The sequence below is a fragment of the Thioalkalivibrio sp. ALE25 genome, assembly GCF_000377285.1.
Taxonomy (GTDB): Bacteria; Pseudomonadota; Gammaproteobacteria; order Ectothiorhodospirales; family Ectothiorhodospiraceae; genus Thioalkalivibrio.
Genome location: NZ_KB897934.1, coordinates 130,282 through 149,748, shown reverse-complemented (window position 1 = coordinate 149,748; position 19,467 = coordinate 130,282). Strand labels below are relative to the sequence as shown.

Genomic DNA, 19,467 nt, shown 5'->3' with positions numbered 1-19,467 from the left:
CGGTTGCAGTCCGGGCGCCGGGATCAGCGCGCCAGCCCTTCCATGCGAATACGGGTAATCGGGGTCAGCAGGTGATCCAGCGCTTCCAGCGCCGCGATCGCCTCGTTCATCGCACCCTCGCGGACCTTGTGCGTGAGCATGATGATCGTGGCCTCGCCGCGCTCCGGATCCGGTTCACGCTGCAGGATCGCCTCGATGCTGATGCCGTGCTCGCCGAGGATGCGGGTGATGTCGGCCAGCACGCCCGGACGGTCCTGCGTGCGCAGACGCAGGTAGAACGACGTCTCGACGTCCGCGAGATCCAGCACCGGCTTGTCCGACAAGGCATCCGGCTGGAAGGCCAGATGCGGCACGCGATTCTCGGGATCGGTGGTCAGGGCACGCACCACGTCGACCAGATCGGCCACCACGGCCGAGGCGGTGGCCTCCGCGCCCGCACCCGCACCGTAGTACAACGTCGGGCCCACGGCGTCGGCGTTGACCAGCACCGCGTTCATCACGCCGTCCACGTTGGCGATCAACCGGCGTTCCGGGATCAGCGTGGGGTGCACCCGCAGCTCGTAGCCCTTGGGCGTGCGCCGGGCGATACCCAGGTGCTTGATGCGGTAGCCCAGCTCGGCGGCGAAACCGACATCCTCGCGGGTGATGTTGCTGATGCCTTCCACCGCCACGCGGTCGAACTGCAGCGGAATGCCAAAGGCAATGGAGGCCAGGATCGCGAGCTTGTGGGCCGCGTCGATGCCTTCCACGTCGAAGGTGGGATCGGCCTCGGCATAGCCCAGCGCCTGGGCCTCGGCCAGCACGTCCTCGAAATCGCGACCCTTGTCGCGCATCTCGGTTAGGATGAAGTTGCCGGTGCCGTTGATGATGCCGGCCAGCCATTCGATCTGGTTGCCGGCCAGGCCCTCGCGGATCGCCTTGATGATCGGGATGCCACCGGCCACCGCGGCCTCGAAGGCGACCATCACGCCCTTTTGCTGGGCGCGCTCGAAGATCGTGTTGCCGTGCAGCGCGATCAGCGCCTTGTTCGCGGTGACCACGTGCTTGCCGGCGTCGATCGCGGCCAGCACCAGGTTCAGGGCCGGGTCCGTGCCGCCCATCAGTTCGACGACGACCTCGACCTCGGGGTCATTCACGACCGCCGCCGGATCGGTGGTCAGCCGGATCTGCGAACAGTCACATTCCCGCTCGCGGTTGACATCGCGCGCGGCGGCCGCCACGACCTGGATATCGCGACCCGCGCGGCGGGCGATCTCGGTGCCGTTGCGCGCAAGCACGTTCACCGTGCCGCAGCCCACCGTACCCAGTCCAAGAATTCCGATCTTTACCGGCGTCATAGCCTTGCTGTCCTTGACGTCAGGCGCCTTCCGGCGCCCGGTGTTGATTGCATTCGGAGCGCGGCCCGCGCGCCTCAGGCGTTCGAACCCGAGCTTTCCTCGGCCGCGTCGGCGAGGATCGAGTCGGCCCGGAACATTGCCTTGATCCCGCGCAGCGCCTGGCGAGTGCGCTGTTCGTTCTCGATCAGGCTGAAGCGCACGTGGTCATCGCCATAGTTGCCGAACCCGATGCCTGGCGAGACGGCCACCTTGGCATCGCGCAGCATCTTCTTCGCGAACTCCAGCGATCCCATCTCGCGGTACGGTTCCGGGATCGGGGCCCAGACGAACATGGTCGCCCTGGGCTTTTCCACCTGCCAGCCGAGCTTGTTGAGGCCGTCGCAGAGTACATCCCGGCGCACGCGGTACAGCTCGCGGATCTCCTCGACACAGTCCTGCGGGCCTTCCAGCGCCGCGATCGCGGCCACCTGGATCGGGGTAAAGGTGCCGTAATCGAGATACGACTTGATGCGCGCAAGGGCGGCCACCAGCGTGGGATTGCCGCACATGAAGCCCACGCGCCAGCCGGGCATGTTGTAGGTCTTGGACAGGGTGTAGAACTCCACCGCGATGTCCTTGGCACCCGGCACCTCGAAGATCGACGGCGCCTTGTAGCCGTCGAAGCTGATCTCGGCGTAGGCCAGGTCGTGCACGATCCAGATGCCGTGTTCCTTGCAGATCGCCACCACCCGCTCGAAGAATTCGAGGTCCACGCATTGCGTGGTCGGGTTCGCCGGGAAGTTCAGGATCAGCATCTTCGGCTTCGGCCAGGAGTCCTGGATCGCGCGCTCCAGCTCGGCGAAGAAGTCGACATCCGGAGTCAGCGGTACATGGCGCACGTCGGCGCCGGCGATCACGCAGCCATACGGATGAATGGGATACGCCGGGTTCGGCACCAGGACGGCATCCCCCGGCCCCAGGGTCGCCAGTGCCAGGTGCGCCAGGCCCTCCTTGGAACCGATGGTCACGATGGCCTCGGTCTCCGGGTCCAGATCCACGTCGAACTGGGTCTTGTACCAGCGGGTGATCGCACGACGCAGGCGCGGGATGCCCTTGGACACGGAGTAGCGATGGGTATCGCCGCGCTGGGCCGCCTCGCACAGCTTGTCCACGATGTGCTGCGGCGTCGGCTGGTCGGGGTTGCCCATCCCGAAGTCGATAATGTCCTCGCCACGGGCGCGGGCCTCGGCCTTCAACTGGTTCACGATGTTGAAGACGTAGGGCGGGAGGCGCTCAATACGGGGGAAGACGTCGGTCACGGGTCTGGGTCCTGGTTGGGGCCTTGGCGGTTGTTTTCCGGGACCCTGAAGGCCCCTCCGGATGCCGCACCGGAAAGCGCGCCAAAGTATAACCCGGGCCCGGACCTGTCAACGAATCGGGGCGCCGCTGCCCTCGCGCGAGGGCACCCGTTCTTGAGTCATTCACGGCGCCGGAGTAGCGTACGCAGCATGTTGTTCTCCGAAGTCACCAGCGAAGAGTCCTACATCGTGACCGGCTACGAGGCCGGTCGCGTCGGGATCAATCAGGTGGCCCACAGCCGCAGCCTGATTGTCCGCCCGCACCAGCTGCAAACCGACTGGCCGGTGCAGGCGGCGGACGAGCTGCGGGTGGATCACCTGCAAGCCGTACTGGACACCCCGCCCGAGGTGCTGCTGATCGGCACCGGCGAGCTGCAGCGGTTTCCGGACCGTGCGGTCTGGCGACACCTGCGGGCGCAGGGGCTGGGCGTGGAGATCATGGATACCGCGGCGGCCTGCCGCACCTACAACCTGATCATGGCGGAGGGCCGCGACGTCGCCGCGGCCCTGATCATCGAGGGGTAAGTCGTACCGCCGCCCGGGGAACCCGGGTCAGGAGTTCGGCAGGACCTCGTCGCCCTTCATCCCGCGCGATTCGAGCAGCTTGCGCAGCCGCTTGAGGGCATCCATCTGAATTTGCCGCACGCGTTCGCGGGTCACGCCGATCTCCGACCCCACCTGCTCCAGCGTCGAGCGTTCGAAACCGTGCAGCCCGAACCGACGCACCAGCACCTCGCGCTGCTTGTGATCGAGTTCCGCCAGCCAGGCCTCCACCAGATGGTGGAGGTCCTGATCCTCCAGCAGTGTAGAGGGCTCCGGGGCATTCGCATCGGCCAGGATATCGGTCAGCGAGCGGTCCCCGTCCGGGCCCGACGGCAGGTCCATCGAGGTCGAGGGCTCGGACATCGCGCGCAGCTTCTGGATCTCGGCCACCGGCTTGCCGAGGCGCTGCGCCAGCTCCTCCTCGCTCGGGTCGCGGCCGAGTTCCTGGGTCAGGTTGCGCGCGATCCGCGCATGCATGCGCAGTTCCTTGCTGACATGCACGGGAATGCGGATCGTCCGCCCCTGATTCATCAGGGCCCGCTCGATGGTCTGGCGGATCCACCAGGTCGCATAGGTGGAAAACCGGAACCCCCGCTCCGGGTCGAACTTCTCGACCGCGTGCATCAGACCGAGGTTGCCTTCCTCGATCAGATCCAGCAGTGGCAGCCCCCGGTTGAGGTAACGCCTGGCAATCTTTACCACCAGCCGCAGGTTGCACTCGATCATGCGGCGCCGACCGGCGTCATCGCCCTGACGTGCCAGCCGGGCGTACTTGCGTTCTTCATCGGGGGTCAGCAGCGGGCGGTACTCGATATCGCGCAGGTAGATCTGGATGGCATCCAGCTCGGCCGGCCGGGCATCACGCAGGGTCTTCGGCCGCACGGGGGCCTCGGTTTCCGGCTCAAGGCCAACCGTGACCTCGGGGGCCACCTGCGCCGCGTCGTCCTCGGCATCTTCAGGATCTTCGGGGGCTTGCATGGACTCGACCGGCCGAGCCAGATCTTCGGGCAGCGCCTCCCCGTCTTCGTCCTCGGCCGGGCCTTCGGTCAGGCGTTCGTCATCCAGTTCCGGGTCCACCGGCTGCCGGGTCTTGGCCATGTAGTGTCCTGCTCTTGATCGTTTCAGCGATCCGGGAGATAGCGCGTCGGGTCTACCGGCGTCCCATCCACCCGGATCTCGAAATGCAGCATCGGGCGCTCGGCCCCCGACGAGCCCAGACGCGCGATCGTGTCACCCGCCTGCACCCGGTCACCCTCCGAAACCAGCAGTTCATCGTTGTGCCCGTAGGCGCTGAGGAACCGCGCATCGTGTTTGAGGATGACCAATCGACCATACCCCACGAGACCGCCGCCTGCATAGACCACTTCGCCGGCCCGCGTCGCGCGGACGTTATCTCCACGTTCGCCGCCGATCGCCAGGCCTCGCCGCGTGCCGCTACTGGAGAAGCCGCGCAATACCTGGCCGTCCGCGGGCCATTGCCAGCCCCCCGGATCGGCAGGCGCCGAACTCGGACTGGAACTCGAACTGCTGGAGGTCGAGCTGGACGCCCCACTGCTGGAGCTGCTGCCACTCCCGGAACTGCCGGACGAGGACGATCGCGAACTCGGCGCGGACGATGCCTGAGGCGCGCTGGGCGGGGACGAGCGGGCGGCGCCCCGCAGCCGCAGGCGCTGCCCCGGGTGGATCAAATAGGGGGCATCGATCGCGTTGCGCCGCGCGAGGTCACGCCATTCGAGCCCATAGCGCTGGGCAATTCGATAAAGCGTCTCGTTGCGCTGCACGACGTGCGTATCCGGCATCGAGGCCCCGCTCCCGCTGGGGGCCCGCGCCGCGCAACCGGCCAGCGTGCCCACGATCAGGGCCAGCAGTACGATCGTCAGCACCCCCTGAACCGCGTGCAGGCGCATCGGTCAGTCCATGACCAGGTAAACCGCCATGACCGCGACCAGCAGGATCACTGCGGCCCAGCCCAGGCGTTCCATGTACGGGCGCAGGTGCTGCTCCGCGCGCGGACCGGCCCAGGCCATGAACAGCGCCACCAGAAAGAAGCGCAGCCCGCGCCCGACCAGCGAGGCGATGAAGAACGGCAGCAAGGCCATCGACAAGGCCCCGGCGGTGACGGTGAACAGCTTGTAGGGGATCGGCGAGAAACCGGCAATCAGCACCACCCATACCCCCCAGGTCGCGAACCAGGCCTCGGCCTGGCGCAACTCCTCGCCATACCCCACCTGCTGCAACCAGGGGCCGATCCACTCGAACGCCAGCCAGCCAATCAGGTAACCCAGCAGACCGCCGAGGGCAGAAAACAGTGTCGTCAGCGCGGCCAGACGCCAGGCCGAGCGCGGGCGAGCGGCCGCCATGGGCGCGAGCATCACGTCCGGCGGGACCGGAAAGAACGAGGATTCGGCGAACGAAAGCCCGGCCAGATAGCGCGGCGCATGGGGGTGACGGGACCATCCCATCACCCGGTCGTATAGGGGCTCGAAGAGCTTCATCGGCGCCACACCACCATCGGCTCAGTCACACCCACCCGGAAGGGGCGCCACCCGCGTCACTGCTCGGCCCCCGGCAGCATGGGCACGAACATCACGGCATCCAGGATGTCGCGCACGTAGGCCTCCTCCGTCCGGGTGTAGCGCACCAGTTGCTGGCGCCCGTCCGGACCCTCCACCGGCGCGACCAGTCGGCCGCCCAGCGCCAGCTGGGTAAGCAGCGCCTCCGGCACCTCCCGGGGCGCCGCGGTCAGGATGATGCCGTCGAACGGCCCCTTCTCCGGCCACCCTTCCCCACCGTCGCTATGGCGCAGGTTCACGTTGTTGATCCCCAGACGACTGAGAAGCTCGCGCGCGTTGCGGCTCAGCGCCTGGATGCGTTCCACCGAAAACACCCGATCCACGATCTGGGCCAGCACGGCGGCCTGATAGCCCGAGCCCGTCCCGATCTCCAGGACCGTGCGCGGGCGATCACCTTCCAGCAGGGCCTCGGTCATCCGCGCAACGATAAAGGGCTGGGAAATGGTCTGGCGATGACCGATCGGCAAGGCCGTGTTCTCGTAGGCACGGTGCCCCAGAGCCTCTTCCACGAACAGGTGGCGCGGGATGCTGCGCACGGCCTCCAGGACCCGTGGATCGCGAATCCCCTGCCCCTCCAGGATCCGGACCAGGCGATCGCGCGCCCGCTGCGAGGTCAGGCCCGCGCCGGCGGCATCAGGAACCATGCCCAGCCTCCGGCAGGGAATCGTCCAGCCAGCGCCCTACCGTATCGATCGCGTCAAAGCGGGTCAGGTCCACCTGGATCGGCGTGACCGAGACATACCCCTCGCGCACCGCATGGAAATCCGTACCGGGCCCGGCATCCTGTTCCGAACCGGCCGGCCCGACCCAGTAGATCGGACGCCCGCGGGGGTCCTCGTCCGCGATCATCGGCTCGGCCCGGTGGCGATGCCCCAGGCGCGTGGCCTGGACCCCGCGGATATCGGCGCGCGGCAGGTCGGGGACATTCACGTTCAGGATCGTGGCCGCCGGCAGCGGAACGCGATTGATGCGGTCCAGCAGCTCGACCACCACGCTCGCGGCGGCGTCGTAATGGCGCAGGTCCGGCCCCACCAGCGAGACCGCGATCGCCGGGAGTCCCAGGAAGCGCCCCTCCATCGCGGCGGCGACCGTGCCCGAATAAAGCACGTCATCCCCCATGTTGGCACCGGCATTGATGCCGGAGATCACCACGTCCGGTTCCTGCTGCAAAAGGCCGGTGATCGCCAGGTGGACACAGTCGGTCGGCGTCCCGTCCACCTGCACGTCGCCCCCCTGAAGGTGACGCGTGCGCAGCGGCCGCACCAGGGTCAGACTGTTGCTGGCGCCACTGCGATCGCGGTCGGGCGCCACCACATGGACCTCGGCAATCCGGCGCAGATGCGTCGCCAGGCACTGAATGCCCGGGGCGTGAATTCCATCGTCGTTGCTAACCAGAATGCGCATGCAGGAAAGGGGCCGTTGAGAGGGCTCTTAATATACTGGAAACCGTCCGGGCCGGGCCCGTCGATCGACACGATCGCGCCCGCCCCCCGAAAAGTGCGAGTATCCTGCCATGAACTCCGGGGATGATCCCAACGATTTCGACGAATTCCTGCAGGCGGTTGGCAACGTTCGTCGACTCCACAGCGATCAGGCCGACGTGCGGCCGCCGCGGCCCGCCGCCCGGGCCCGCCAGCGCGACGCCGACGAGGCCCAGGCCCACGCCGACTGGCTCAGCGATCCACTCAACGCCGCTGACCTGCAGCCCGGCGATGAACTCCGCTTCGCGCGCCCGGGTATCAGCCAGCGGGTATTCCGCAAGCTGCGTGGCGGGCATTACCGCATCCAGGACGAGATTGACCTGCATGGCCTGTTCGCCGACGAGGCGCGCCGCGCCATCGGCCTGTTCCTGGACGACGCCCGCCGGGAAGGAGCCCTGTGCGTTCGCATCGTGCATGGCAAGGGACTGCGCTCGCGCCAGCAAGGCCCGGTCCTCAAGGGCCTCACCGACCACTGGCTGCGCCAGCGCGACGACGTACTGGCCTTTTGTTCCGCACGCCCGGCCGACGGTGGAACCGGGGCGGTCTACGTCCTGCTCAAACGCCCGCGCAACCCGGATTCCGCTCGCTGAGGGAGACGCTGATTTAATCGCACGTCCGCGTTGGTGCCCCCTGTTTTCCGAGACAAGGCGCGTCGTGCAGCGGGTAGTGGTTCTACCCGCAAACGGCCCAACGCAGGATCGGGGAACAGGGGGCACCAACCCCACAAGCGATTGAGAGCAGGGGCTCGGCCGCCCGTTGTTGATCAAAAACGGGCGCGCGCACAGCGTTGCGGTTCCCTTGTGCAGAATGACTGCACGGCAGTCACCGCGCCTTGTTCGCACGCAAAAGCGACACGAGCGCGGACGTGCGATTTAATCAGCGTCTCCCTGAGACCCCATGCGCACGGCCCGTGACCGCCCCAACCAACGGTGCACTCACATACGGCCCTTGCCATATTCGCAATTCGCGATATTCACGCTTAGACTGAGTCGAGGCCTGTGAGGTGTTTTACGGAATTGGCTGGCCCGGCCGGCTATCCTTTCCGTACGCCCTTCCTTGCATTCCAACCACGATCGGTCCATGATTTGTACAGCTCTTGTATAGGTACAGGACGCAACGGACTCTGCACTGCGAGGTATTTGCCATGAAGAACTGGAAGCTTGCCCCCCTGGCCCTCGGCCTGATCGCATTCACCGCCGGCAGCGGCTACGCCAGTGCCGACACGATGCCCCAGCTGAGCCAGGACGATCTGCAGGAACGCATCGCCGCCAATCGTGACGCCATCCAGAAGTTCGCCAGCACCCTGCAGGGCGAGCTGATGTCCGCCATGCAATCCGGCGGCCCGACCGAGGCCATCCAGGTCTGCAACGAACGCGCCCCCGAGATTGCACGTGACATCTCGGCCGAGACCGGCATCGAGATCGGTCGCACCAGCCTGAAGCTGCGTAACCAGAACAACGCCCCGGACCGCTGGGAACGCCTCACCCTGCAGGGCTTCGAGGCCCAGCACGCGGCTGGTACCCCGGCCGCGGATCTCCCGCCCCGCTTCGGCGTGGTCGAGGCCGAAGACGGCGAGCCGAAGTTCCGCTTCATGGCCGCCATCCCGACCGGCGGGGCCTGCCTGACCTGCCACGGGTCCGAGGTCAGCGGCGAAGTAAAGCACGCGCTGGAACGTCTGTACCCCGAAGATCAGGCGACCGGCTTCCGCGAGGGTGACGTGCGCGGCGCCTTCACCGTGACCCAGGAGATGTGAATCTTCGCGTGGCGGCGGCTAACAGCCCGTACCCCATCGAGAAAGGCCGCCTTCGGGCGGCCTTTTTTACGTCCGTGCCACGCGAAAACATCCCGGCTGGTGTCCGATTTTTGAGCACAGTGGCACCGGAACGTGCTATTTTCGTGCCATACAAGCGCGGAGGTTGCGCCCGGTAAAGGGCCCTGGCGCGCTCGACTCGCAGACCAGATCGCTACACGTTTATGACCCGAACGATAGACACCGAACTCCTCGCCCTCGCCGTGGACGCCTCCAACGACGGCATCGTCATCGCCGAGCGCGAGGGCGACGACAACATCCTGATCTATGTGAATCGGGCCTTCGAAGAACTCACCGGCTACCGCTCCGAAGAGATCCTCTACCGTGACTGCCGGTTCCTCCAGGGCCACGACACCGATCAGGAGGTGCGCCAGGAGATCCGCTCGGCCATCGAGGAAAACCGCCCCTGCCGCGTGACCCTGCGCAATTACCGCAAGGACGGCAGCCTGTTCTGGAACGAACTGTCGCTGACCCCGGTATTCAACGACGAGGACCGGCTCACGTACTACATCGGCATCCAGAAGGACATCACCGACCGCGTGGAGGCCGAACAGCGCGCCGAACGCGCCGAAAGCAAGCTCAAGAACTCCGCCTGAGCCCGCCCCGGTCAGCCCGACCGGTCCGCGTCCCGCGCGTTGCCAATCGCGTCCAGGACCCCCGTCGCATATTCCCCGGCCCCCAGTTCCAGCGACAACCACAGGTCGTCGCCCTCCCAGCGCCATGCAACGGCCCGCGGTACCATGCGCAGTGATCGGCGGGCGGCCCGGACACCCTCCTGCTCCAGCCCTTCCGCCAATACCGGTTCTTCTGCAGCGATGGCCGCCTCCAGCGCCGCCACCTCGCCCGCCGTCAGCATGGCGCCACGGCCCCACAGGGGCCCGGTCGGGTGGATGTCGAGACGGGCGGCACGGGCCTCCAGCTCGGCATCCACCTCCGGTACCGCGAACACGCTGCCGGAGCCTTCCAGATTGGCCACGTCCCCCGGCAACAGCCGATCCCAGTCGCCACGGCGCACGCGGGCCGCGAGTACCGCGTTGAAGATCGCCGAGCGCGCGGCGGAGAGCAGGAGACTGCGCTGATTGCGGCTGCGCGGCGCCCGCCCGCCACCCAGCCAGGCGCGCGCCCGTTCCAGGTTATCGCGACCAAAGCGCTGCGCGCCGAAGTAATTCGGGATGCCCCCGTCACGCACCGCCGCCAGGATCGATTCCGCCGCCGCCCGGTCACCCTGCACCGCACCCAGCCGGATCTCGAAGCGGTTGCCGGCCAGGTGGCCGGTGCGCAGCTTGCGCGCGTGGCGCATCACGCGCAGCACCCGCATCCGGCTGCCCGTCGCCTCGGCCTCCTGTGGGCTATTCCAGGCCTCGGCCCGGCCGGCCCAATCCGGCTCGGACTCGGGCGGGCACTGCACGCTGAACCACTGGCGGGTAACGGCCTGACGGTCCTTGCGCCCGGCGTAGCTCACCCGGCCGCGTCCCGCACCTGACTCGCGTCCCAGCCACACGGCCACGTCCTCCGAGTTCAGCAGGCGCTTCTCGATCTCCAGCCAGACATGCTCGCCTTGCCCCTCGGGCGTCGTGGCGGGTACCTCCTCGACCCGAAAGTCCTCCGGCTCCGCCTTGATCGTGGCGACCAGCGGTGGCAACCACGGGTAGGGAGTGGTGTCGTTTTCGGTTTCCCGGCTCATCGCGGCGTGGCCGGGCGGGCGACATCGTTGCGGATATACTCCGGCTGCGCATACTCGGGGGCCACGGCCTCGCCGCGCTCCCAGGCGTCCACTGCCAGCAGGGCGATCTCGCGGGCATCCGGCAGCGCGTCGGGATCCACGGCGGCCATGGCCAGCCCGTGCGCGGCCGCCAGTTCGGGGAAGGCGGCGAACGCGGATCCCAGACCGAAACGCTCGCCCTCGGGCCAGGCAGGCGCCAGGCTTGCAGGCGCCCCGACCTGTTCCGCCGCCGTCTCCACGCGGTCCCCCCGGGCCGGACAAAGGCTCCAGTAGATCTCGCCCATGCGCGCGTCCAGTGCCGCCAGTACGCCTGCCGGCCGTCGCCCCTCCCGGAGCGCCTGCTGCGCCAGCGCCTGCAGCGTAGAGACCGGCACCACGGGGCGATCCAGCGCGAAGGCCATCCCCTGTGCCACGCCCAGGCCGAGGCGGACGCCCGTAAAGGCCCCCGGCCCGCGTCCTACCGCCACACCATCTAGGCTGGCACGCGGGATATCCGCCTCGCGCAGCAGCTGTTCCACCTGCCCCAGGATCAATTCCCCGTGGCGCCGCGCCGCGCGCTCGGCAACGCCAAGGATCTCGCCATCGACATACAGCGCGGCCGAACACTGTTCAGTTGCGGTTTCGAGCGCAATCAGGCGCATGTATTCGTCTCCCGGGCCTGCTCCAGAAAGCGCAGCGCGGCCGCCGGTTCCCGGGTGCGATGGAACGGCGGCAGGCTGGCGAGAAAACGCCGACCGTAGGATTTTCCGGTCAGGCGCGGATCGCACAGGGCCAGGATGCCGGCATCATCAGCATCCCGGATCAACCGCCCCGCGCCCTGCTTCAGGGCCAGCACGGCCTGCGGCAGGGTGAACTCCATGAACGGCGACCGACCTTCGGCCTCCAGCGCGGACGCGCGCGCCTGCAGGACGGGATCGTTGGGCGCGGCGAACGGCAGGCGATCGATGATCACGATCGACAGTGCCTCGCCGCGGATGTCCACTCCTTCCCAGAAGCTGTGGGCCCCCAGCAGCCAGGCCGTCCCCGACTCGCGAAACCGCGCCAGCAAATCGCCCCGCGGCTGTTCGCCCTGGACCAGCAGCTCGCGATCGCGGGGCAGTTCGGCGCGCAGGATAGCGGCCGCCTCCTGCAAGGCCCGGTGACTGGTAAACAGGAAGAACCCGCCCCCCGGGTTGTCCCGCAACAGCGGCCACGCCCAGGCAATGCAGGCCCGGGTATATCCTGGATCGTTGGGATTGGGCAGCGGTGGCTGCGGATGCACCAGGCAGGCCTGACGGGGAAAATCGAAGGGACTGTCCAGGCGTTCGCTGGCCACGTCCGCGGGGAGTCCGAGGCGCCGCGCCGCATGGCTGAAGTCCTCTCCCACGGCCAGCGTGGCCGAGGTAAAGATCCATGCCGCCGGACGCGCGGCCCGGCGCTGCGCGAGCGGACGCGCCGCATCCAGCGGCGTTCGATGCAGCGTCAGGCTCTGGCTGAAGCGCTCGGCCCAGGCCACGGTATCCGGGGTCTCCTCGCGCCATTCCCGCAGGCGCTCCAGCAACAGGGCGCTGCGCCCGCGCAGCTGCTCCAGCCCCGGCGCCCGTTCCGCGGCGGCCTCCAGCGCGTCCCCGACGAACCCCAGGGTCGCGTCGAGGCGGTCCAGCAACGGATCCAGGGCACCCTCCGGGTTGACCGTATCCCAGCTGGAACGCCCCTCCCAGGTCCGCGAGGCCTCGAGGAACTCGGCGACGCAGGCCTCCAGTTCCGCGACCCGCTGGCGAATGTCCAGCATCTCCGGGGCATGCTGCTCCTGTTCACGCCGCGTGTCCCGCGCCAGCTCCCGCAGGGCGCGCGTGCCGACGGCAATCCCGAAGAACGATCCGGCAATATCCGGCAACTGGTGCGCCTCGTCGACGATCACCGCGTCCACCTCGGGCAGCAGTTCTCCGAAGCCCTCCTCCTTCAGGGCCATGTCCGCGAGCAGCAGGTGGTGGTTGACCACCACTACGTCCGCCTCCTGGGCACGCTTGCGCGCCTGCACCACAAAGCAATCGTTGTAGTTCGGGCATTCCCCGCCCAGGCAGTTGTCCACGGTCGAGGTCACCTGCGGCCAGAGTCGCGAGTCCTCCGCGAGGATCCCGGCCAGCCCCAGATCCCCGGTGTCACTAGTGCGCGCGAACCGCTGCAGGGCCTCGATCACCGGCAACTGGTCACGGCGTACTCCGCCACCGGTCGCGCCGCCCGCCTCGGCCGCTGCCAGTTCCAGGCGATAGTGGCAAAGGTAGTTGGCCCGGCCCTTCAGCAGGGCTGCGCGCGGACGATAGCCCAGCGCCTCGCAGACCACCGGCAGGTCGCGTTCGAAGAGCTGGTCCTGCAGGGTCTTGGTACCGGTGGAGATCAGGGCGCGGCGGCGCGCCTGCAGGATCGGCACCAGATAGGCGAAGGTCTTGCCCACCCCGGTGGCCGCCTCGACCAGCAGGGCGGTGGGTGCGGTGGCCAGGGCCTCCTCCACCGCCACGGCCATGCGCTGCTGCGGCTCGCGCGGGCGAAAGCCGGCAACGGCCTCCGCCAGGTCGCCCCCCGGGCTCAGGGCGTGAACGGCCGCCGATCCCGCCGCCGCGTCAGACAACGCCGGCTTCCAGACGGCGGATCGCCTCGCGGGCCTCCTCGGCACCGGCGGCATCGCCCAGGGCCTCGCGCGCCGCGAGGATCACGCGCCAGTTTTTCAGCCCGAGCTCGCGGTCGGTCCCACCCGCCAGCCGCAGCGAACGCTCCGCCAGGCGCTCGGCCTGTTCGTGGCGACCCTGTTCCAGACGCAGCGCGGCCATCTGATGCCAGAGGCCCGCATCCCGTGGCGCGATGCGCAAGGCCCGTTCCAGGCGTTGTTCCGCCCGCGCGGTATCCCCGGCCTCGCGCGCCGACTCGGCCTGCTGGGCCAGCTGCAGGGCCGCGCCAGGGGTCGGGTCGCGTTCCGGCTCGGGTGCATCACGCTCCTCTTGCGCCGGATCCTCATAAACGGCCCTCTCGGTCGCGTCGGGCGCGGGCGCGCCGGCATCGCGCGGCGCCGGGGTCGCGCAGGCCGCCAGTACAAGCGCCAGCGCGACGACACCCGCGCCCTGTACCGCCCGCCAGCCGCCCTTGGCCATCCGCGCTTTCCGGGACCGGTCCTCTGCAATACGGAACATCTTCAACGAAATAACCTCTCGAACCAGCCCTGCGAGCCGGAATCACTGCCCAGGTCGCACTCGGCGCGCCCTTCGGGCCCCGAATTCTGCCAGAACGGCAGCGTCTTCACCGCCTCGCAGGCATGGTCCTCGTTTTCCACCCGCAGGCCGGAGGCCAGGTCCACCTCCTGATAGCCCACGCCGGGGTGGCCTTCCAGCCGCAGGGACTGCACGCCTACCCCCGCCATGATCTCCGCCCAGACCGGCGCGGCGGAGACGCCACCGGTGAGTCCAGTCGGGCGATTGTCGTCCATCCCCAGCCAGACCACCGCCACATGCCGATCATCGAAGCCGGCGAACCAGCTGTCCCGAAAGTTGTTCGTGGTACCGGTCTTGCCAGCCACCACCTGACCACTCAGCTGCGCCGCGATCCGCCGCCCGGTCCCCTCGCGAGTCACGTCGTGCAGGGCATGGGTCAGGACGCGCACGGAACCATCCGACACCGCCCCCTGGAGCGACAGGCCGTAGTGGGACAGGACCTCGTCGTTCTGGTCCAGGACATCCCGGATCACCCGGGTACCCGTCGCGTAGCCGCCGTTCGCCAGCGCCTGGTAGAGCCCGGCCACCTCCAGCGGTGACAGCTCGATCGCGCCCAGCGCCAGCGAGGGCAACGGGGTCGGCGTCCGCTGCAGCCCCAGCGTCTGCAGCAGGTTGACCACCTGGGAAATACCGATCTCCTCCGCCAGGCGGACGGTCGCCACGTTGTAGGACTGCACCAGGGCCTCCCAGGCCGTGACCGTCCCCCGGTTCTCGCGATCGAAATTGCGCGGCGTCCAGGGCTCCCCGTGCGGCAGCTGCAGGGTCAGCGGGCTGTCATCCAGGAGGGTCGCCAGGGTGTAACGATCCGGGTTGGTCAGGGCCGCGAGATAGACGAACGGCTTGATCACCGACCCCACCTGGCGCTGGGCCTCCACGGCCCGGTTGTACCCGGGATAGCGCGGGTTGCGATCCCCCACCACCCCCAGCACTTCGCCCGCCTGCGGATCGGTCACGACCGCCGCGGCCTGCAGGTTGTCGAGGTCGGAACCGCCCCCGCGGCTCCGGACCAGCTCGTCCACACCCCGCACCAGGCGATCCTCCAGCCGCATCTGCACCACCGGATCCATGGTCGTGAAGATCCGCAGGCCCTCGCTGCGCAGGTCCTCGTCCGCGTAGTCGGCCCGCAGCTCACGCCGCACCAGGTCGAGAAAGGCCGGGAAACGGCTGCGCCCCTCCGGCATTACCGGGGAGACATCAAGTGCGGTTGCCAGGGCCCGATCCACGCGCTCGCGACTCGCCAGACCGGTCTCCGCCATCGCCTCCAGGACCCGGTCGCGGCGCTGCGTGGCCCGCTCCGGGAAGCGGCGCGGATCGTAATAACTCGCTCCCCGCGCCAGACCGACCAGCAGCGCCAGCTGATCCAGGCGCAGTTCGTTCAATGGACGCTGATAGTAGAACTGGGCCGCCTGGCCAAAGCCATGGATCGCCCGCTCGCCGGTCTGCCCGAGGAACACCTCGTTCAGATACGCCTCGAGGATCTCCCGCTTGTCGTAGCGGTGTTCCAGCAACAGGGCCATCACCGCTTCATTCAGCTTGCGGCTCAGCGTCTGCTCGCGCGTCAGGTAGAAGTTCTTGACCAGCTGCTGGGTCAGCGTGCTGCCCCCCTGGACCGTGCGCCCGGCACGCAGGTTGGCGACCGCCGCGCGCCCGATGCCCACCGGATCAATCCCGCGATGCGACATGAACCGCCGGTCCTCGATCGCCAGCAGCGCCCCGATCAGCTCGCGCGGTACCTCGTCGATATCGACCAGGATGCGATCCTCACCATGGGTCGGATAGATGCTGCCAATCAGCAACGGCTCCACCCGCATCAGGTCCACATTGCGGCCCCCGGACTGCTCCGCCACCGACTGCACCCGGCCGTTCGCCAGGCGCACGCGTACCGAATGGGCCGGCTCCGGTCCGTCCCCAAACGTGAACGGCCGGGTGGTCAGCCGCACGGTACCGCCGCTGACGTGAAACTCGCCCGGGCCCGAACCCTCCGGCGTCTCGCGGTAGTTCAGCGCGCGCAGCTCCATCTCCAGCGCATCCGCCGTCAGCGGGCGGCCGGCATACAGCTCCAGCGGCCGCGCATACACCCGGGCGGGCAATGCCCAGCGCTGGCCCTCGAACCGTTCGCGGATCTCGCGGTCCAGATGATGGACATAGAGCCCCCCGATCCCCACGGCGGCCAGCAGCAGGCCGGCCAGGGTCCAGCCCCCCGCGCCCAGCAGGCGCCGGACCCGCCCCCTGCGGGGCGCGTTTCGATGACGGGGACGCTGGCGGCTCTTTCGTGGCATGGACTGGCTGGGGGGCGACGTGACCGGAACGGCTGCAATGGTAACCTGACCGACAAGCAAAAACGGGTGCATGCCCGGCGATTCCGGGAAAAACATCCGGCGCCGACGCTCGCCCGCCTGAACCTCCAAGCGGAGCCCCCATGACCGAACTGGAACAGCACCAGAAACGCCTGCGCCAACTGGTCCAGGGCAACGGCTTCCCGACGCCCCTGCCGGACACCGGAGCGGTTCGGACCATCGAGACCCATATCTCCACCGTAATCCTCGCCGGCGACGAGGCCTACAAGTTCAAGAAACCGCTGGATCTCGGCTTTCTCGACTTCACCACGCTGGACGCCCGCCGCCATTACTGCGAGACCGAGCTGGAGATTAACCGCCGCCTGGCGCCCCAGCTCTATCGGGAGGTCGTGACCCTCAATGGTGACGACGCGCATCCGGTCATCAATGGCGCCGGCCCCGTGCTCGACTATGCCGTGCGCATGCGCCGCTTCGACCGCGAGCGCCAGCTCGACCGACTACTGGAGCGGGACCGGCTCCCCACGGCGGCCATGGATGCGCTCGGTCACTACATCGCGGCCTTCCATGAGCGCACCGAGCGGACCGATGCTCAATCCGAGTACGGGACCGCCGAGGCCGCGACCCAGCCCATGCTGGACAACTTCCCGGCCCTCTCCGAATCGGTCAACGGCGCCTCGGATCGGGCGCGCCTCGAGCGCCTGGAACAATGGACCCGCACGGAAATCCATCGGCTGTGGCCCCTTCTTCAGGAACGACATGATGCCGGGTTCGTGCGCCACGGCCATGGTGACCTGCACCTCGGGAACCTGGTCTACGTCACGAACGAGGATGGCGACGAGGTCCCGGTCGCCTTCGACGCCATCGAATTCGACCCCGCCCTGCGCTGGATCGACGTGATGTCCGAGATCGCCTTCACCACCATGGATCTCCTGGCCCGCCGCTCCCGCGCCCATGCCTGGCGGCTGCTGAATGCCTATCTCGAGGGGCGCGAAGACTTCGATGGTCTTGCCCTGCTGCCGCTGTACCAGGTCTACCGTGCCCTGATCCGGGCCAAGGTCCAGGGCATACACGGAGCCGAGCCCCAGCTGCCGTCCGATGAACAAGCGGCCCACCGGGCGGAGATGAGTCGCTACCTCGCCCTCGCGGACCGGTTGACCGAGGCTGGCTCGCCGCGCCTCGTCCTGATGCACGGCGTCTCCGGCAGTGGCAAGACCGTCGTCAGTACCCAGGTGCTGGAGGCCCTGGGGGCGATCCGGCTGCGCTCCGACATCGAGCGCAAGCGGATGGAGGAGCCGGTGGACTACAGCGCCGCCGGGCGCGCCCGGATCTACGAACACCTGTTGCAGCGCGCGGAACGCCTGCTGTCGCTCGGACTGACCGTCGTCGTGGATGCCACCTTCCTCACCCGCGAGCAACGTGCTCCGTTCCAGGCCCTGGCCCGGCGCCATGCGGCCGGGTTCGCCGTGGTCGCCTGCCAGGCGCGCGAAGACGTTCTGCGCGAGCGCCTGGAGCGCCGCGCTCGCGCGGGCACCGACGCCTCGGATGCCGGTATCGAGGTCATGCAACAGCAGCAGCCCCAACAGGAATGGCCGACCGATGCCGAAGGCTGCATCGAGGTCGCCCCGGATGCACCGCTCGACCCCGATGCCCTCGCGCACCGCCTGCTCCAGCCCGTCGCAACCTGAGCAACGCGCTACAATGAGGCCCACGAGCACCACAGTCCGCCCGGAAACCGGAGACCCCCCCATGCATCGTTGCCGTACTGGCCCGTTCGACCGCCTCCGCCAGGCCCTTGTACCGCTCGCCGCCTGCGGGCTGCTGGCGCTGGGCTCTGCGGCCCAGGCCGATGCCCTGCTCCACTATGTGGACGACGAGGGGCTGGAGAGCCAGATCCTGGTGCGCGGTGACATCGTTCGCATGGAGCTGAACGAGGCGATCAGCGGCACCTCCGGCTATATGTTGTTCGACGCCACCAACGACCAGCTGACCGTCGTGGACGACACCGAACAGACCTACACCCCGCTGACCCGCGAGGTTATGGACCAGCAAATGCGCGCGATGACCGATATGGTCAGCGATCTGCGTCGCCAGATGGAGCAGCTTCCACCGGAGGTGCGCCAGCAACTGGAATCGCAACTGGGCATCGGCGCGGAAGGCTTCGATGCCGAAATCAGCACCCGGACCACCGGCGAGCAGCGCGAGATCGGCGATTTCGTCTGTGACGAGCACGAGGTCCTGATCGATGGTCAGGTGCAGAGTACGGTCTGCGTGTCGGACCCGGCCCGTCTGGGATTGGAGGAACACGACTTCGCCACCCTGGGCGCCCTGATGGATCGCCTGTATGAGCTGTCCCTCAGCGCCCTCGAGGCCGGTGGCCCGATGGCCTCGCAGATGGGCGCGTCCCTGCTGCCGCGCGTGGATGGCATCCCCCTGGAGGTCAGCGAACACGACGGCGTGACCACTCGCCTCGCGGGCATCTCCACCGACGACCTGAGTCCCGAGCTCTTCACCGTCCCCGAGCGCTATGCCGAACGCGATCTTTTCTGACACCGTCCCGCGCTTCCTGCCCCTCGCTCTGGTGGGCAGCGGCCTGCTGTTCCTCGCGGCCTGCAGCGCCGGCCCCGAGCCGCGCGGCACGGAGACCGCCACCACCATCGCCACCCCCCAGCCGCTGCCGCAGGGGCCGATGAGTCCCGCACCCGAGGCCGGTCTGGAGCGCTCGGAGGTCGTCCTCACGGCCCTGGGGCACCTGGACACGCCCTATCGCTACGGGGGAACCGACGCCTCCGGACTCGACTGTTCCGCCCTGGTGCAGCGCGCCTACCGCGAGGCCGGTCGCAGCGTACCGCGCACCACTCGCGACCAGGCCCGGGCCGCCACGCGGCGCGACGGCGCCCCGGCGCCGGGTGACGTCGTGTTCTTCGCGATCAACGGGAGTCAAATCGATCACGTCGGGGTCTACGTGGGAGACGGACGTTTCGTACATGCACCCAGCTCCCGGGGCCAGGTGCGTATTGAGCAACTGGACAACCCCTACTGGGCCCCTCGAACCCGGTTTGCCGGTCATTTCTTCGACTGAACCCGGCATCCCGGAAAACGCGGTGCCGGCCGCCCCGAGGGGCGT

Annotated in this window: 19 protein-coding genes; 7 read left to right on the top strand and 12 right to left on the bottom strand. The window is 68.4% G+C overall.

What is annotated here, in order from left to right; genetic code table 11:
• Nucleotides 1-23 precede the first annotated feature (23 nt).
• Together C996_RS0110535 and alaC are read right to left on the bottom strand one after the other, a co-directional pair.
• Entirely contained in the window at nucleotides 24-1,337 is a 1,314-nt protein-coding gene (locus C996_RS0110535) for a homoserine dehydrogenase (RefSeq protein ID WP_018867408.1), read from the bottom strand.
• Between the two features lie 74 nt (nucleotides 1,338-1,411).
• The gene (gene alaC / locus C996_RS0110530) at nucleotides 1,412-2,635 is read right to left on the bottom strand and encodes an alanine transaminase (protein WP_018867407.1); all 1,224 of its coding nucleotides are present in this window, start codon (nucleotides 2,633-2,635) and stop codon (nucleotides 1,412-1,414) included.
• 189 nt (nucleotides 2,636-2,824) lie between these two features.
• Between alaC and C996_RS0110525 the strand changes: the two genes are divergently transcribed.
• Complete coding sequence (locus C996_RS0110525) at nucleotides 2,825-3,199, top strand: Mth938-like domain-containing protein (RefSeq protein WP_018867406.1); 375 nt, start codon at nucleotides 2,825-2,827, stop codon at nucleotides 3,197-3,199.
• 27 nt (nucleotides 3,200-3,226) lie between these two features.
• On the opposite strand, the gene rpoS is transcribed toward C996_RS0110525, so the two are convergent.
• The 5 genes from rpoS to surE are packed head-to-tail and all read right to left on the bottom strand — an operon-like array spanning nucleotide 3,227 to nucleotide 7,194.
• On the bottom strand, nucleotides 3,227-4,315 hold the full coding sequence (rpoS, locus tag C996_RS0110520) for an RNA polymerase sigma factor RpoS (RefSeq protein WP_018867405.1): 1,089 nt from the start codon (nucleotides 4,313-4,315) through the stop codon (nucleotides 3,227-3,229).
• 23 nt (nucleotides 4,316-4,338) lie between these two features.
• Nucleotides 4,339-5,124 (bottom strand): peptidoglycan DD-metalloendopeptidase family protein, encoded by a 786-nt coding sequence (locus C996_RS0110515; protein WP_026279289.1) that lies wholly within the window; start codon nucleotides 5,122-5,124, stop codon nucleotides 4,339-4,341.
• 3 nt (nucleotides 5,125-5,127) lie between these two features.
• Complete coding sequence (locus C996_RS0110510) at nucleotides 5,128-5,712, bottom strand: YqaA family protein (protein ID WP_018867402.1); 585 nt, start codon at nucleotides 5,710-5,712, stop codon at nucleotides 5,128-5,130.
• Between the two features lie 56 nt (nucleotides 5,713-5,768).
• A complete protein-coding gene (locus C996_RS0110505) occupies nucleotides 5,769-6,434 on the bottom strand; it encodes a protein-L-isoaspartate(D-aspartate) O-methyltransferase (protein ID WP_018867401.1) in 666 nt (221 codons plus the stop codon).
• Entirely contained in the window at nucleotides 6,424-7,194 is a 771-nt protein-coding gene (gene surE, locus C996_RS0110500; RefSeq protein ID WP_018867400.1) for a 5'/3'-nucleotidase SurE, read from the bottom strand. The genes C996_RS0110505 and surE overlap by 11 nt, the downstream gene beginning before the upstream one ends.
• A gap of 109 nt (nucleotides 7,195-7,303) precedes the next feature.
• Here surE and C996_RS0110495 point away from each other — a divergent pair, with 109 nt between their 5' ends.
• From C996_RS0110495 to C996_RS0110485, 3 genes are all read left to right on the top strand, one after another.
• Nucleotides 7,304-7,861: a Smr/MutS family protein gene (locus tag C996_RS0110495; RefSeq protein WP_018867399.1), complete on the top strand. Its 558-nt coding sequence runs from the start codon at nucleotides 7,304-7,306 to the stop codon at nucleotides 7,859-7,861.
• Between the two features lie 554 nt (nucleotides 7,862-8,415).
• Nucleotides 8,416-9,024 (top strand): DUF3365 domain-containing protein, encoded by a 609-nt coding sequence (locus C996_RS0110490; RefSeq protein WP_018867398.1) that lies wholly within the window; start codon nucleotides 8,416-8,418, stop codon nucleotides 9,022-9,024.
• Between the two features lie 221 nt (nucleotides 9,025-9,245).
• On the top strand, nucleotides 9,246-9,677 hold the full coding sequence (locus C996_RS0110485) for a PAS sensor domain-containing protein (protein WP_026279288.1): 432 nt from the start codon (nucleotides 9,246-9,248) through the stop codon (nucleotides 9,675-9,677).
• Nucleotides 9,678-9,688: 11 nt separating this feature from the next.
• On the opposite strand, the gene truD is transcribed toward C996_RS0110485, so the two are convergent.
• Genes truD through mrcB form a run of 5 tightly spaced genes read right to left on the bottom strand, consistent with a single transcriptional unit; the run spans nucleotide 9,689 to nucleotide 16,325 of the window.
• On the bottom strand, nucleotides 9,689-10,765 hold the full coding sequence (gene truD, locus C996_RS0110480) for a tRNA pseudouridine(13) synthase TruD (RefSeq protein WP_018867396.1): 1,077 nt from the start codon (nucleotides 10,763-10,765) through the stop codon (nucleotides 9,689-9,691).
• Nucleotides 10,762-11,445, bottom strand: a complete 684-nt coding sequence (gene tsaB / locus C996_RS0110475) for a tRNA (adenosine(37)-N6)-threonylcarbamoyltransferase complex dimerization subunit type 1 TsaB (RefSeq protein WP_018867395.1) — start codon at nucleotides 11,443-11,445, stop codon at nucleotides 10,762-10,764. Before tsaB ends, truD begins: the two co-directional genes overlap by 4 nt.
• Nucleotides 11,436-13,412 carry an ATP-dependent DNA helicase gene (locus tag C996_RS0110470; RefSeq protein WP_018867394.1) on the bottom strand — a complete coding sequence of 659 codons (1,977 nt, stop codon included), beginning with the start codon at nucleotides 13,410-13,412 and terminating at the stop codon, nucleotides 11,436-11,438. Before C996_RS0110470 ends, tsaB begins: the two co-directional genes overlap by 10 nt.
• Entirely contained in the window at nucleotides 13,405-13,929 is a 525-nt protein-coding gene (locus C996_RS0110465) for a tetratricopeptide repeat protein (protein WP_018867393.1), read from the bottom strand. The genes C996_RS0110470 and C996_RS0110465 overlap by 8 nt, the downstream gene beginning before the upstream one ends.
• Before the next feature lie 41 nt (nucleotides 13,930-13,970).
• A complete protein-coding gene (gene mrcB / locus C996_RS0110460; RefSeq protein ID WP_019592982.1) occupies nucleotides 13,971-16,325 on the bottom strand; it encodes a penicillin-binding protein 1B in 2,355 nt (784 codons plus the stop codon).
• A gap of 140 nt (nucleotides 16,326-16,465) precedes the next feature.
• On the opposite strand from mrcB, the gene C996_RS0110455 reads away from it, so the two are divergent.
• From C996_RS0110455 to C996_RS0110445, 3 genes are all read left to right on the top strand, one after another.
• Nucleotides 16,466-18,028 (top strand): bifunctional aminoglycoside phosphotransferase/ATP-binding protein, encoded by a 1,563-nt coding sequence (locus C996_RS0110455; protein ID WP_018867391.1) that lies wholly within the window; start codon nucleotides 16,466-16,468, stop codon nucleotides 18,026-18,028.
• A 61-nt stretch (nucleotides 18,029-18,089) separates the two neighbouring features.
• Nucleotides 18,090-18,890, top strand: a complete 801-nt coding sequence (locus C996_RS0110450; protein ID WP_018867390.1) for a hypothetical protein — start codon at nucleotides 18,090-18,092, stop codon at nucleotides 18,888-18,890.
• A complete protein-coding gene (locus tag C996_RS0110445; RefSeq protein ID WP_018867389.1) occupies nucleotides 18,868-19,422 on the top strand; it encodes a C40 family peptidase in 555 nt (184 codons plus the stop codon). The genes C996_RS0110450 and C996_RS0110445 overlap by 23 nt, the downstream gene beginning before the upstream one ends.
• The last annotated feature ends 45 nt before the right edge of the window (nucleotides 19,423-19,467 follow it).

What these genes read in the sequence shown, in the direction of transcription:
- C996_RS0110535 (WP_018867408.1), bottom strand. Translation starts at nt 1,337, where the DNA reads ATGACGCCGGTAAAGATCGGAATTCTTGGACTGGGTACGGTGGGCTGC.
- C996_RS0110525 (WP_018867406.1), top strand. Translation starts at nt 2,825, where the DNA reads ATGTTGTTCTCCGAAGTCACCAGCGAAGAGTCCTACATCGTGACCGGC.
- rpoS (WP_018867405.1), bottom strand. Translation starts at nt 4,315, where the DNA reads ATGGCCAAGACCCGGCAGCCGGTGGACCCGGAACTGGATGACGAACGC.
- C996_RS0110515 (WP_026279289.1), bottom strand. Translation starts at nt 5,124, where the DNA reads ATGCGCCTGCACGCGGTTCAGGGGGTGCTGACGATCGTACTGCTGGCC.
- C996_RS0110510 (WP_018867402.1), bottom strand. Translation starts at nt 5,712, where the DNA reads ATGAAGCTCTTCGAGCCCCTATACGACCGGGTGATGGGATGGTCCCGT.
- C996_RS0110505 (WP_018867401.1), bottom strand. Translation starts at nt 6,434, where the DNA reads ATGGTTCCTGATGCCGCCGGCGCGGGCCTGACCTCGCAGCGGGCGCGC.
- surE (WP_018867400.1), bottom strand. Translation starts at nt 7,194, where the DNA reads ATGCGCATTCTGGTTAGCAACGACGATGGAATTCACGCCCCGGGCATT.
- C996_RS0110495 (WP_018867399.1), top strand. Translation starts at nt 7,304, where the DNA reads ATGAACTCCGGGGATGATCCCAACGATTTCGACGAATTCCTGCAGGCG.
- C996_RS0110490 (WP_018867398.1), top strand. Translation starts at nt 8,416, where the DNA reads ATGAAGAACTGGAAGCTTGCCCCCCTGGCCCTCGGCCTGATCGCATTC.
- C996_RS0110485 (WP_026279288.1), top strand. Translation starts at nt 9,246, where the DNA reads ATGACCCGAACGATAGACACCGAACTCCTCGCCCTCGCCGTGGACGCC.
- truD (WP_018867396.1), bottom strand. Translation starts at nt 10,765, where the DNA reads ATGAGCCGGGAAACCGAAAACGACACCACTCCCTACCCGTGGTTGCCA.
- tsaB (WP_018867395.1), bottom strand. Translation starts at nt 11,445, where the DNA reads ATGCGCCTGATTGCGCTCGAAACCGCAACTGAACAGTGTTCGGCCGCG.
- C996_RS0110465 (WP_018867393.1), bottom strand. Translation starts at nt 13,929, where the DNA reads ATGGCCAAGGGCGGCTGGCGGGCGGTACAGGGCGCGGGTGTCGTCGCG.
- mrcB (WP_019592982.1), bottom strand. Translation starts at nt 16,325, where the DNA reads ATGCCACGAAAGAGCCGCCAGCGTCCCCGTCATCGAAACGCGCCCCGC.
- C996_RS0110455 (WP_018867391.1), top strand. Translation starts at nt 16,466, where the DNA reads ATGACCGAACTGGAACAGCACCAGAAACGCCTGCGCCAACTGGTCCAG.
- C996_RS0110450 (WP_018867390.1), top strand. Translation starts at nt 18,090, where the DNA reads ATGCATCGTTGCCGTACTGGCCCGTTCGACCGCCTCCGCCAGGCCCTT.
- C996_RS0110445 (WP_018867389.1), top strand. Translation starts at nt 18,868, where the DNA reads ATGCCGAACGCGATCTTTTCTGACACCGTCCCGCGCTTCCTGCCCCTC.